Origin of the sequence: Novosphingobium aromaticivorans DSM 12444 (assembly GCF_000013325.1) — a bacterium.
In the GTDB taxonomy this organism is placed as follows: domain Bacteria; phylum Pseudomonadota; class Alphaproteobacteria; order Sphingomonadales; family Sphingomonadaceae; genus Novosphingobium; species Novosphingobium aromaticivorans.
Map to the genome: position 1 here is coordinate 1 of NC_009426.1, position 12,268 is coordinate 12,268.

Sequence of the window (12,268 nt, forward strand, 5' to 3'; positions counted from 1 at the left end):
ACCGGTCCGCGCCGGTTCGCCCGGGATTAAACATCGAGACGTGTGAACAGCTTCCGGGCATTGTGTTCAAAAATGCATGCCCGCGCTTCGTCGTCGAGTGAAGTGAGACCTTCGATCACCGGCTTGAGATCGTCGTAGTGCCGCCTGGTGAGAGGGTCGATTCCGTCGCCCGAGCCAGGCCTTTCGGTGCCGAAACAGCAACGGTCATATCCCACTGTTTTCACCAACAGATCGAGCGAATCGGGATTGTGCAAGACGGTGTCGAACCAGAATTTTCGTAGAATTTCGTCAAACGACGGGGCATCCGCAGCAATCCGTCCCTGCGCCCGTGCCATCTCGCGATGCGAACGCCAGCGTCCGATCTGGTAGGGGATCGGGCCGCCACCATGGCTGATCATGAGTTTCAGATCGGGGAAGCGATCAAACACGTTAGCCCGGTAGACCGAGGTAATCGCAAGCCCCTCCTCGGCGATGAAGTGCTCATCGTAGGATTCCCGACCGTTGCAACATTGCCCGGAATGGATGTGGGCCGGGAGATCCAGTTCGCACAGACGCCGGTAGAGCGGATACCAATAGGGATCGCCCAGCGGGGGCGATCCGTTCATGCCTTCGCTCGGATCAGGGTTGAGCAAAATCCCGACGAAGCCCAAGTCATCAACAACCCGCTCGATTTCGTCAAACAGGGATTCGACGGGTCGGCCCGCCTGTTGGGGCAGGGCTCCCACCCCCCGAAAACGATTGGGAAACATTTTCACGGTGCGGGCGATCATGTCGTTGGTGTCGCAAGTCCAATCGACGATATCTTCCCACCGGGCGGTGCCGTTCAGAGTGAGGAAAGGCCGAGGCGACAGCAGCTGGACGTCGGTACCCACGGCATCCATGATCTTGACGTTCTGTTCGGCGCTTTCCTGCAAATCGCCGTCGCTTACTTTCGCTCTATAGTTCTTTCCGTACTGCCCCCCGGAAACAATCAGATTGCTTCTGTGTGCGTATAACGATGACGGAGCTACCAGGTGTGCGTGCGCGTCGATTATCATGTCTTCTTACCTTTTTTGGCTCCAGCGCACGGTCGAATCCGAAGCCCGACATGCGAAGCTCAGATCGGGTAGACCAGATAACGCGGCAGAACCGAAGTATCGAGTTCGGCGCGGCGGGACAGCAACTTGGCGCCACCATCGTCTGACAGTCGCATTGTATCGAGATAGCGGCCGGCGGCTAGGACTTGGGTGACGCCGACATCCATCGGCGTCATGAACACCGAGAAATTCGAAACCACTTCCACCGTTCGGGCATCGACCTGGCGATGGCTGACGCGCTGGACGAAATGACGGGTGCGGTAGTCCTGAAAGGTGCCGGCCCAGATCTCGTTCACATAGGTGACGCGATCTTCGAGCCGTGCCCGGCAATCGTCGAACATGAATCCGAGCTCGAGGTTGTGCTCGGTATTTTCAGCCGCGCGGCAATAATAGGATGCTTGGTCTTCCTCGGCATAGTTTTCGAGCCAGCCCGGCATGTCCTTGCTGTCAAGCGCGTTGGCATCGGCCAGCAGCAATCGGTCGATCGCTGTTTCCAACTCGGGAATGGTGGCCGTCATGCTTCTGCCCTCTCGAAACCCATCGCCGAGCGGTAATATTCCCAGCGGGGCAGATTGCCGCTTTCATCGTTCTGCAGAAACTCCGATTCCAGCTTGCCCGGATCGCGCACGCCTTTCTGGAAGATAGCGTGGCCTGGCGTGTGACTGCCGATGTGGATCCGGTGGAAGATCGAGGCGTCTTCCATGCTGATCAGCCCGCAAGGCCCCAGCAGGTTAGAACTTTGCCGCAAGCGGTGGCGAACCATGTCCGCATCGTCGTCCTGGTGGGCGAAATAGGCATAGTGAACTTCTGTAGTCTCTGCATCGACCGGGGTGGCGAAGCGCAGATTGATGACATCGAGGTGCTTAGTCGAGACGAAGGTGGGGAACAGCTGGACGATCCGCGACCCCACCGAAGGGTCCTGCCCCTTGAACGCGATCAGTTCCTTGTCCTTGAGAACACTGGGGCCACTGGCCACCGAGAGCGCCGATTCGAAGCACACGTGCCCACGCTTAGTGCAGGTGTATTGCCGCCCTTTGCCGCCCTGCCAGTTGAGCATCTTGAACGCCGCGTGCAGCAACGGGGCATGATAGCCGTCGTTGTCGTTGTAGCCCTTCCAGTTGCTGTCGTAGCGAACCTTCTGATAGCCGAGCAGCTTCAGCCGTCCGTCGCCGGCCATCAGTTCGCGCAGGGTTTCACCGGCTTCACCGAGGAACTCGTCAAGTGGCTCAGTCTCGGCCGAAAACGTGACGAAGATCAGGCCATAGAAGAGCTCGAAACGCGGCTGCCCCAAGGGGTAATCGGCCTTGTCGAAGCCGGGCAGGAATTCGCGCGGGTTGGGGCAGCCGACCAGGTCGCCCTTGGCGTTGAACAGCCAGCGGTGATAGGGGCACTCAAACTCGGTTTTGTTGCCCATTACCGCGGTTTCGAGCTGATTGCTGCGGTGCGAGCAGGCGTTGTAAAACACCCGCACCACGCCTGCCTCGTCGCGTGAGATCAAAAGCGGGATTCCGGCCATCCGCATCGTCTTGAAATCACCGGGATTGGGCAATTCGCTCTCATGCGCGATCGGGTGCCATTCCGGGCCGTGAAAAATCCGCTTGATCTCGTCAGCGTAGAGATCCGCCCGCGTAAAGGCCGCCTTGGGAACTTCATTATAGTTCTTGGGCCAGGTCAGTGTTGTTTCAGCCATCCTCGTTTTCCCACGGGTTTGATTGCGGCAATTCAGCTCATTTCAACGCTCTGCCTCGAGCGCCTTGCCCAGTTCAGCCCACATCCTGCCTGAATTGCGCGCGCCTTCGAGATAGTTTTCGGGACACAGGTGATAGGGCGGACGGCAAGGCCCGGCATTCATCCAGCCGCCGGCGGTCATCCGCGCCTTTTCCAGGGGGATGTTGTAGGTCGAGAATTCCTTGAAGCTGCCGTTCGGGAAAAGCGTCGCCGCAGTCGGCGCGAGCCGGCCCATGAAAGCCTTGGCAGCGCTCCAGTCGCCGCTCGCGCGCGCTGCGGCGACCACATCGCGCAGGGTCGTGCTGACCAGCGGGTGGCAGACCGCGCCGCTGGTCCAGAAGGCGTCGATCGAATCGTCCATCCGCGCCGCGCCGTAGTAATCGAAATCGATCGGCAGCAGCTTGATCCGCCCCTTGATCGCCGCGAGATCGGGCAGCAGGGTGCCGACGCCGATGTACTTGGCGGTGACAACCTGCGGAATTTCGGCGACCTGGCCCCAGAACGTGCGCGGGAAATCGAACTTGAAGGCTTCGGGGTTGGCATAGATCGCGATGTTGATGTCGGGCACCGCCTCGGCAACGTCGCGATAGAACTGTACCGCGACGTCGACACTGGGGGCGCACCACATCGGTACGCCCAACATCGTCCCGGTCGCGCCGATATCGACTGCCTTGCGGGTTAGCGCAATGGTGTCGCGGGTGTTGATGCAGGTTGTCCCGACAAACACCGGCACCCGGCCCGCGGCGGTATCGACGATAGTCTTCATAAAGACGAGCTTTTCGTCAAGTGTCATGGTTGCGGCCTCGCCCAGCGTCCCCATACTGAGAATGCCATCGACCCCGGCCTCGATCAGGCCGTCGATCATGCGGGCTGCTTCTTCGACATTAACAGTATCAGCGGCGCGCCAGTCGGAGGCACCTTCCTTGGCTGGAGTCGGCACGATCGCCCAAGCACCCTTCACATCAGCAGCAGTCAGCAGTTCACGCGCCACGAAACATCTCCCAAAGACTCTTCAATCATTAGCCAATGTGTAACGCATTGCCTATTGACTTGGCAAGGGTTGAATGCGGTTTTATGAGGCCGGATGCCACTAGGATTGCACGCGTCCGGCCGGATGCGGTGTGGGTTGGGAGAAATCAGGGATGACAGACGCGAACGGCAGATTTGCAGACAAGATCGCAGTTGTCACAGGAGCAGCCCAGGGGATCGGCTTTGCTACCGCCCAGCGCCTAGGGCGAGAAGGGGCCACAGTCGTGGTTGCCGATCGTGCAGAACAGGCGACACTGGATGCGGTTGCGCGACTTATGGCCGAATCTGTCGACGCGCACCCCGCCATCCACGACCTTGAGCAACAGACTGGAGCCGCTGCCCTGTATAACGCTGTAAGCGATAAATTCGGGCGGATCGACGTGGCCGTCCATAATGTAGGTGGCACGATCTGGGCCAAGCCCTATTGGGAATACACCACCGAAGAAATCGTCGCCGAGATTAATCGCTCGCTGTGGCCGACGCTGTGGTGCTGCCATGCAGTGCTGCCCCACATGCGCGCGGCAGGTCGCGGCGCGATTGTCAACATCGGCTCGGTGGCAACGCGCGGGGTCAATCGCGTGCCCTACGCGGCTGCGAAAGGCGGCGTGGCGGCGCTGACCGCTGCGTTGTCTCTGGAATTGGAGGATTGTGGCATCAGGGTAAATTGCGTGGCTCCCGGCGGGGTCAACGTGACCCGTGTCACCCCGCGCAACACCGCTCCGCATTCCGACGCGGACCGCAAAGGCTTTGGCGAAGTGATGGAGCAGACCTTGCGCGATACCCCGCTGGGCCGCTTCGGCGAGCCCGAGGAACTGGCCGCCGCAATCTGCTTTCTCGCCGCTGACGAGGCGTCCTACATCACCGGCCAGACGCTCTACGTCGCAGGTGGCGGGATCGGCTGATCCCGCCCGCCTTGCGAGCCTAACCAGCCTGCTTGAGGATTTCGCGGAGCGACACATCGGCATCGGCCAGCTGCGCCGCCTGGGCTCTGGCCCGGCGCTCGATCAGCCGTTTGCCGATGCCCATGTCCGGGGCGCGGTTGACAGTCAGGATGCCCTCGATCGTCTCGCCTGACCGGAAGAATGCGGTAAACTGGTTGCTTGCCATGTCTCCGCGCAGGGTTACCTCGGCTTGCACCGGGATATGGCCGCAGAACTGGATGTTGAGATCGAACTGATCGCTCCAGTACCAAACCGGCTTGCAGTAATCGACGTCCTGCCCGAGCATCGCGAGCGCTGCGGCCTGGGCCTGGTCGGCAGCGTTCTGGTAGGTTTCCTGGCGGATATGACCGCCGAAGAAGCTGTCCTGTTCGGCGACGTCGCCGGCGGCAAAGACATTCTCATTGCTGGTGCGGCACTGCCTATCGACGATAATGCCGTTATTGGTGACGATGCCTGCGTCCCGGGCTAGGCTGATTTCTGGCACTATCCCGACCCCGACTACCACGGCATCGCAATCCACCAGTGATCCGTCATCGAGTTCGACCTGCGTCACCCGCCCGTCAAGCACCTTCATCGCGTTCACGCCGCGTCCGAAGCGGGTGTCGACGCCGCGCTGGCGATGTTCCTCGCCCAGCCATTGCCCGAACTGCGGCCCGAGCGCGCGAATCATAGGCGCGGCAAGCGGTTCGATCGCGGTCACTCGGCACCCCAGCTTGACCGCGCTGGCCGCGACTTCAGCCCCGATCACACCCATGCCGATGATGACGATCCGGGCGCCGTCCCTGAGGTCCGTCGCCATCCGGGTGGCATCGTCCCGGGTGCGCAGGTAATGCACGTTGGCGGCGTCGGCACCCTCCATGTTGAGCTTGCGGGCGGAACCACCGGTGGTCAGCAGGATGCGGTCGGCTTGGACCAGGTCTCCGCCCGTCAGGCGCACAGCGCTCGCCGCCAGGTCGAGCGCTTCGGCACGCGTGCCAAGCCGCATTTCGATGCGGTTGGCGGCGTACCAGGCCTCGTCATGAAGGAAGAAATTGTCCGGTACATTGGCCGGATCCCACAACACCTCCTTGGACAGGGGCGGGCGCTCGTAGGGCCGCCACGGTTCTTCGCCGATAAGGGTGATCCGGCCATCGAAGCCAGCCTGGCGCAAGGACTCCACCGCGCGGCCACCCGCAAGATTTGCTCCGACCACGGCTATCGATTTCATGCAATTCTCCCAACTTTGCGTGCTTTCCGGGGCTTATTGCCAGAAGGCGCCCCTTCCCATAGACTGCCTTTGCATAATATGCAATGCGTTGCGAGATTTTGCCCGCGCTAGGTTTATTCCTGGATTTCCAACTTTTCAAGACGCAAGGCGAGCTGCCGACGGGTAAAGCCTAAGGTGCGCGCCGCGCGCGCAACGTTGCCCCCACTCGCATCAAGGGCCTCGCGGATCACCAGCCCTTCCATCTCCAGCAGGCTTCCGCCCCCATCGACGATCAGATCCAGCATCTGGCGCACCAAGCCGGCGCGATCGCCGACATTGTCAACGGCGCTGATCCTGCCATCGTTGGTCATGCCCATCGTCGGCTTCAATTCGAGACCGTCGGTTTCGAGGAACAGGTGCCTGACGTCGATCGCTCGCCCGTCGTCCGCCAGCAGCACGGCACGTTCCACCATTCGCTCGAGTTCGCGCACATTACCGGGGAAATCGTACACCAGCAGCGCGTTGATCGCCCGCGGGGTGAAGCCCGATACCGTTCGGCCATGGCGCATGGCATAATGCAGACGGAAGTGTTCCAGCAGCACCGGAATGTCCTCGCGGCGCTGGCGCAGCGGCGGCACCCGGACCGGCAAAGTCGATATCCGGTAGAACAAGTCGGCACGAAACGTGCCTTCCCGCACCGCCTCGTTAAGTTCCACATTGGATGCTGCGATCAATCGGACATCCACCTTGATCGTCCGCGTATCGCCGACCCGCTCGAACTCACCTTCCTGGACAGCGCGCAGAATCTTCGATTGTGCAAGTGGCGACAGTGTCGAAATCTCGTCCAGGAACAGCGTGCCGCCATTGGCCAGCTCGAACCGACCGGGCCGGGCGGCAACCGCGCCAGTATAGGCCCCCTTGGCCACGCCGAACAGCTCCGATTCGATCAACCCCTCGGGGATCGCCGCGCAGTTGAGCGCGATGAACGGCTCCGCCTCGCGCATGCTCAGCCGATGAGCGAGCTTGGCCAGCACTTCCTTGCCGACCCCGGTCTCGCCCATTAACAGCAGCGTCGCATTGCTCGACGCGGTGCGTTCGATCATGGTCTTGGCTGAGAGGAACCCTGCCGAGATCCCAATCACCGTTTGGCCCCCATCATGCCGCGTTTCGGGCAGGACCAGCGGCGTCGCGGCCAATTCGAGGTTGTCCAACTGATCCCATTCGGGTTTTGGTTTGGCGTGAAGTACGCAGGCGGCATCGCCTCGCCCCGCACATTCCACTTCGCGCATGATGATCGGTTGTCCCGCGAAGGTTGTGGCAAAGCCGCTGGCAAAGCCAGTCTGCATCCAGCACACCGGGTCAGTGCTGTACCCGGTCGCGCTGAGATGGATCGCCGCCTCGATCGAATCGTGGACCCTGAACCGGCCTTCGAAATGCCCTCGCGAGGAATCATTTTCCAGGATTTCGATCTGGGTCCAGCCAAACCCGGTCAAGGCGTGCGCCTGCGGTCCGACCGCGAATGCTTCAAGATAATCACCATCCGGGCGTAATTTTTTCGCGCCGATCGCGCACCGTGCGCCTTCGGCAAAACCGACACCCCAGAAGAACCGGCTGGCCGCTTCGTGCCCCAATTCGGCAACTAGGCGGCTGCGCCAGCTGGCCAGAGCCGCTTGGCTGAGCAGTACGCAGCGTTCACCATCGTGCCAGATCCGGCCCATTTCCGGTGAGAACTGCAGCTTGCTGGCAATGTCGGCGTAGCCTGGAAGTGTCTTCATCCGGTCAGGCTATCAGATTCGTAACTTTCGGGCCAGACTCAAGCCTCGACATTTACATTTACGTCGATCTGCAAGCTGCCTCGCAGTGGGATTGACCAACCCGGACTGCTGTAAACCGGTAAGAAACCGATATTGGCACGACTCGTGCTTAGAACTTTCGCGACACGAAAAATCGATGCCGACTTTAGCCATACTGTGCGGGAGAGGATCAAATGAACGACAGCATTGCCGATCTGGTTGATTCCCGCACCGGGCGCCAATCGCGCTCGATCTACGCGAGCGAAGACATTTATCGGCAGGAACTTGAGCGGATCTTCGGGCGCTGCTGGCTGTTTCTGGTCCACACCAGCCAGATTCCGAAGCCGGGCGACTATTTCCGCACCTTCATGGGCGAAGACGATGTGATCGTGATCCGCCAGAAGGACGGGTCGATCAAGGCGTTCCTCAACAGCTGTACCCATCGCGGCAACCGGATCTGCCGCGCCGATCGCGGCAATGCGCGCGCTTTCACCTGCAACTATCACGGCTGGTCTTTTTCCCCGGACGGCGCGCTCTCCGGGGTGCCGCTGGAAAACGAGGCCTATTTCGGCGAACTCGACCGCACCAAGTTCGGCCTGATCCCGGTGACGAAAGTGGCCGAGTATAAGGGCCTGGTGTTCGGCTGCTGGGATGCCAATTCGCCCAGCCTCGATGACTATCTGGGCGATGCCAAGTTTTTCCTCGATGTCTGGCTGGATGCCATGCCAGGCGGATCGGCACTGCTCGGCGAGACGCAGAAGATGGTGCTGGGCACCAACTGGAAGCTGCCAGTCGAGAACGTCTGCGGCGATGGCTATCACCTGGGCTGGGCCCATGCCGGCGCTATGGCGGCGGTCCAGTCGATGGACCTCACCGGGCTCAGCGTCGGCAATTCCGGGGTCGATCTCGATGGCGGGCTGTCGGTCGCCGGCATGAACGGGCACATGGTCCTGAGCGCGCTCGACGGCGTTTCCGGCTATGCCTTCTATCCCGATCCCAAGCCGATCCTCGAATACCTGGAGGCCAACCGCCAGACGGTGATCGACCGTCTGGGCGAAGTGCGCGGCAGGCAGGTGTGGGGTGCGCAGGTCAACATCACCATTTTCCCCAACCTGCAGCTGCTGCCCGGGCTCAACTGGTTCCGGGTCTATCATCCCAAGGGTCCCGGCCAGATCGAGCAGTGGACCTGGGCCATGGCCGAAAACGACATGCCCGAGGCGGTGAAAGCGCAGATCCTCGAAAACCAGTGCCTGACCTTCGGCCTGGCAGGCCTGTTCGACAACGACGATGGCGACAATCTGACCGCCTGCACCGAACAGTCGCGCGGCTGGCGCACGGCGCAGATGGATGTCTACACCAACATGGCGCTGGGCCGCTCGGGCAAGCGCGAGGGCTTCCCCGGCGATATCGCCGCCGGCTTGGTAAGCGAACACAACCAGCGCTATTTCTACCGCCGCTGGCAAGAGCACATGATGGCGGAAACTTGGGCCGAAGTGCCCACGTACAACATCAACTCGTTGACCGAACAGGAAGCCGAGCATGCTTGACCGGCCGCTTGCCCCTCCACCGGTGGAGGTGATCGTTGCTGTCACCCAGGCACTCCACCGCGAAGCCCGGCTGCTCGACAACGAAGATTTCGAAGGCTGGCTGGCCATGCTCGGCAAAGACGTCAGCTATCGCCTTGAACTGAAGAGCCGAAGGTTCCGCGCTGACCGTTCGCCGCCTTTACCACTTGGCCCAGGGGTAATCTTCAACGAGGATCTGGGTCGGCTCAAAATGCGGGTGGATCGCCTGAAATCCGGCTTCGTCTGGGCCGAGGATCCTCCCAACTACATCCGCCGCGCTGTCTCCAACGTGGAGGTTCTGGCCACCCAGGCCGATAACGAGGTGCGGGTCCATTCTGTGCTGGTGATGCACCGGAACCGGATCGACGGCACTACCCGCCTGCTCACCGCCGGACGCACCGACCTCTGGCGCAGCGAAGGCGGCGCGTGGCTGCTCACCGCGCGCGAGATCGTGCTGGACCATTCCGTGCTGCCGGACAGCAACCTCAACGCCTTTTTCTGAACAATCCTGACGGGAGAGAACAATCATGCGCTTCGAACGTATCGGTCGCGAACCGGATTATTCACGCTACATGGACCTCAAGGAAGGCTGGCTTGACCGCCGGATCTTTTCGGATGCCGACATCTACGAGGAGGAGCTGTACCGCATTTTCGCGCGGTCGTGGCTGTTCGTTGCCCACGAAAGCCAGATCCCCAGTTCCGGAGACTTCCTGACGACCCACATGGGCGAAGATGCGGTGATCGTCGCCCGCCAGCCCGACGGATCGATCCGGGTCATGCTCAATTCCTGCCCGCACCGCGGCAATAAGGTGTGCTTCGCCGATGCCGGGAACACCCGTCGGTTCGTCTGCAATTACCACGGCTGGGCGTTTGACACCGCCGGCGACCTCAAGGGCATGCACGAGGAATATTGCTACGACGCGGGCGATATCGACTTCAAGAACCATGGCCTCAAGAACGTCGCCAAGGTCGGCAACTACAAGGGCCTGGTGTTCGCCACCTTCAACAGCGATGCGCCGAGCCTGGAAGCCTGGCTAGGCGATTTCCGGTGGTATCTCGACATGATCCTCGACAACGAGGAAGGCGGCACCGAATTCATTGGCGGCTGCATCAAGTCGGTGATCAGCGCGAACTGGAAGTTCGGGGTCGAGAACTTCATCGGCGACGCTTACCACGCCGGCTGGACGCATGATTCGGGCACTCGGTCGATGAACAACGGCCAGCCGTTCCCGCCGATCGACATGGATAATTCCTATCACGCCAGCGTGAACGGCCACGGCTGGGAATTCGGCACCGAAGGCGTGGGCGACCTCTTCCTGCTCGGGCGCCCCAAGGTGATGGACTATTACAACAAGATCCGCCCGAAGATGGCGGAACGCCTGGGCGAGATGCGCTCGAAGATCTTCGGTTCGGTCGCCTCGGCATCGATCTTCCCCAACGTCTCGTTCCTGCCGGGCATTTCCACCTTCCGCCAGTGGCAACCCAAGGGGCCGATGCAGTTCGAATTGAAGACCTGGGTGATCGTCAACAAGAACATGCCCGACGACATCAAGGAGGAAGTGACCAAGGGCGTGATGCAGACCTTCGGCCCCGGTGGCACCTTCGAGATGGATGACGGGGAAAACTGGGAGAACTGCACCACCGTCAACCGCGGCGTCGTCACCCGGCACGAGCGCCTGCACTATCGCTGCGGGATCGGCCGCCAGATCGAACATGATACCCTGCCGGGCATCGTCTATCGCGGCCAGTACAACGACGCCAACCAGCGCGGCTTCTACCAGCGCTGGCTCGACATGATGACCCATGACGAATTCGGCAAGATGCCGGCACGGCCCGAACCGCAGCTGGGCAATGTGGCCGAAACCCGCGACCTTCCCGGCCTGTTCGCGCTCTGAGAGGAACTACAGCTATGACCGACACCGCAACGATCGAGCGCACGCGCGAAGGGACTACCGCATCGCTCGAACTGACCCACGCGCTGACCCAGACGCTGTATCGCGAAGCACGGCTGCTCGACGATGAACACTACAAGGCCTGGACCAGCATGCTGGCGGAAGACCTGCATTACCACATGCCGGGGATCGAAACCCGCTATCGCCGCGACAAGACCGAGCAGGTGACCGACCTGACCCGGATGGCCTATTACAACGACAGCAAGCCCGAAATCCTCAAGCGGCTTTCGCGGCTCGAGACCGGAACGGCCTGGTCGGAGGATCCGGCGACGCGCTACACCCATATCATCACCAACGTCGAGGTGGAGCTTACCGAAAACACCGACGAGTTCCGGGTCTATTCGAACTTCTATGCCTATCGCAATCGCAACGAACGCGACGAGGATTCGCTGATCGGCAACCGTATCGATATCTGGCGCCAGGTCGGCAACAGCTTTCAACTGGTCAAACGCCGAGCGATCCTCAAGCACAATGTGATGTTGAGCAAGAACCTCAACATCTACGTTTAGTCTATCCACGCTTATAAATAAAAATACATCAACAAGAGGGAGAATGCCAAGTGACAAAGCAATTGATGAATTTCAGGAAGGTCTTCCTGCGCGCCAGCACTTCAGCCATCATTGGGCTGACTTGCCTTGCACCGATGACGGCGCATGCCCAGGATGCTGCGGCAAGCGAACCTCAGGCCGACGCCCCGGCATCGGGTGGCCTTGAAGAAATCATCGTGACCGCTCGCAAGCGAGCCGAGAATCTGCAGGAAACTCCCGTTGCAATCACGGCAATGAACGCAGGAATGCTCGAAGCACGGCAGATTAACAATGTCGCACAGGTCGCTAAATTTGCTCCTAATGTGAACATCCAGCCGGTCGCGAATATTTCCGGATCAAGTGCTTCGCTGACAGCGTTCATCCGTGGCGTTGGGCAGACCGACTTCAACATCACGGTCGATCCAGGTGTCGGGGTTTAAGTCGATGGCGTCTACGTCGCTCGCTCCGTTG

General features: G+C 60.8%; 12 protein-coding genes. 6 read left to right on the plus strand and 6 right to left on the minus strand.

Annotated features, from left to right (window positions below):
• Positions 1–26: 26 nt before the first annotated feature.
• The 4 genes from SARO_RS16970 to SARO_RS16985 are packed head-to-tail and all read right to left on the minus strand — an operon-like array spanning position 27 to position 3,795.
• Positions 27–1,037: an amidohydrolase family protein gene (locus SARO_RS16970; RefSeq protein WP_010890995.1), complete on the minus strand. Its 1,011-nt coding sequence runs from the start codon at positions 1,035–1,037 to the stop codon at positions 27–29.
• 59 nt (positions 1,038–1,096) lie between these two features.
• Positions 1,097–1,594, minus strand: coding sequence for an aromatic-ring-hydroxylating dioxygenase subunit beta (locus tag SARO_RS16975; RefSeq protein WP_010890996.1), 498 nt, complete (start codon positions 1,592–1,594; stop codon positions 1,097–1,099).
• Entirely contained in the window at positions 1,591–2,766 is a 1,176-nt protein-coding gene (locus tag SARO_RS16980; RefSeq protein ID WP_010890997.1) for an aromatic ring-hydroxylating oxygenase subunit alpha, read from the minus strand. Before SARO_RS16980 ends, SARO_RS16975 begins: the two co-directional genes overlap by 4 nt.
• A gap of 42 nt (positions 2,767–2,808) precedes the next feature.
• Positions 2,809–3,795: a dihydrodipicolinate synthase family protein gene (locus tag SARO_RS16985; RefSeq protein ID WP_010890998.1), complete on the minus strand. Its 987-nt coding sequence runs from the start codon at positions 3,793–3,795 to the stop codon at positions 2,809–2,811.
• A gap of 151 nt (positions 3,796–3,946) precedes the next feature.
• Here SARO_RS16985 and SARO_RS16990 point away from each other — a divergent pair, with 151 nt between their 5' ends.
• Entirely contained in the window at positions 3,947–4,735 is a 789-nt protein-coding gene (locus SARO_RS16990; RefSeq protein WP_010890999.1) for a 1,6-dihydroxycyclohexa-2,4-diene-1-carboxylate dehydrogenase, read from the plus strand.
• Between the two features lie 19 nt (positions 4,736–4,754).
• Here the strand turns inward: SARO_RS16990 and SARO_RS16995 are convergent, their stop codons facing one another.
• Complete coding sequence (locus tag SARO_RS16995) at positions 4,755–5,981, minus strand: NAD(P)/FAD-dependent oxidoreductase (protein ID WP_010891000.1); 1,227 nt, start codon at positions 5,979–5,981, stop codon at positions 4,755–4,757.
• Between the two features lie 113 nt (positions 5,982–6,094).
• Positions 6,095–7,735 (minus strand): sigma-54-dependent Fis family transcriptional regulator, encoded by a 1,641-nt coding sequence (locus SARO_RS17000; protein ID WP_010891001.1) that lies wholly within the window; start codon positions 7,733–7,735, stop codon positions 6,095–6,097.
• A 212-nt stretch (positions 7,736–7,947) separates the two neighbouring features.
• Between SARO_RS17000 and SARO_RS17005 the strand changes: the two genes are divergently transcribed.
• The 5 genes from SARO_RS17005 to SARO_RS21550 are packed head-to-tail and all read left to right on the plus strand — an operon-like array spanning position 7,948 to position 12,237.
• Positions 7,948–9,300, plus strand: coding sequence for an aromatic ring-hydroxylating oxygenase subunit alpha (locus SARO_RS17005; RefSeq protein WP_010891002.1), 1,353 nt, complete (start codon positions 7,948–7,950; stop codon positions 9,298–9,300).
• On the plus strand, positions 9,293–9,820 hold the full coding sequence (locus SARO_RS17010) for an aromatic-ring-hydroxylating dioxygenase subunit beta (RefSeq protein WP_010891003.1): 528 nt from the start codon (positions 9,293–9,295) through the stop codon (positions 9,818–9,820). Before SARO_RS17005 ends, SARO_RS17010 begins: the two co-directional genes overlap by 8 nt.
• A 25-nt stretch (positions 9,821–9,845) precedes the next feature.
• A complete protein-coding gene (locus SARO_RS17015) occupies positions 9,846–11,213 on the plus strand; it encodes an aromatic ring-hydroxylating dioxygenase subunit alpha (protein ID WP_010891004.1) in 1,368 nt (455 codons plus the stop codon).
• Between the two features lie 14 nt (positions 11,214–11,227).
• Positions 11,228–11,779, plus strand: a complete 552-nt coding sequence (locus SARO_RS17020) for a 3-phenylpropionate/cinnamic acid dioxygenase subunit beta (protein ID WP_010891005.1) — start codon at positions 11,228–11,230, stop codon at positions 11,777–11,779.
• A gap of 50 nt (positions 11,780–11,829) precedes the next feature.
• Complete coding sequence (locus tag SARO_RS21550; RefSeq protein ID WP_010891006.1) at positions 11,830–12,237, plus strand: TonB-dependent receptor plug domain-containing protein; 408 nt, start codon at positions 11,830–11,832, stop codon at positions 12,235–12,237.
• The last annotated feature ends 31 nt before the right edge of the window (positions 12,238–12,268 follow it).

Bases quoted from the DNA above. Each gene is read 5' to 3' on its own strand.
- SARO_RS16990 (WP_010890999.1), top strand. From the start codon at position 3,947: ATGACAGACGCGAACGGCAGATTTGCAGACAAGATCGCAGTTGTCACA.
- SARO_RS17000 (WP_010891001.1), bottom strand. From the start codon at position 7,735: ATGAAGACACTTCCAGGCTACGCCGACATTGCCAGCAAGCTGCAGTTC.
- SARO_RS17010 (WP_010891003.1), top strand. From the start codon at position 9,293: ATGCTTGACCGGCCGCTTGCCCCTCCACCGGTGGAGGTGATCGTTGCT.
- SARO_RS16970 (WP_010890995.1), bottom strand. From the start codon at position 1,037: ATGATAATCGACGCGCACGCACACCTGGTAGCTCCGTCATCGTTATAC.
- SARO_RS16995 (WP_010891000.1), bottom strand. From the start codon at position 5,981: ATGAAATCGATAGCCGTGGTCGGAGCAAATCTTGCGGGTGGCCGCGCG.
- SARO_RS17020 (WP_010891005.1), top strand. From the start codon at position 11,228: ATGACCGACACCGCAACGATCGAGCGCACGCGCGAAGGGACTACCGCA.
- SARO_RS17005 (WP_010891002.1), top strand. From the start codon at position 7,948: ATGAACGACAGCATTGCCGATCTGGTTGATTCCCGCACCGGGCGCCAA.
- SARO_RS16980 (WP_010890997.1), bottom strand. From the start codon at position 2,766: ATGGCTGAAACAACACTGACCTGGCCCAAGAACTATAATGAAGTTCCC.
- SARO_RS17015 (WP_010891004.1), top strand. From the start codon at position 9,846: ATGCGCTTCGAACGTATCGGTCGCGAACCGGATTATTCACGCTACATG.
- SARO_RS16975 (WP_010890996.1), bottom strand. From the start codon at position 1,594: ATGACGGCCACCATTCCCGAGTTGGAAACAGCGATCGACCGATTGCTG.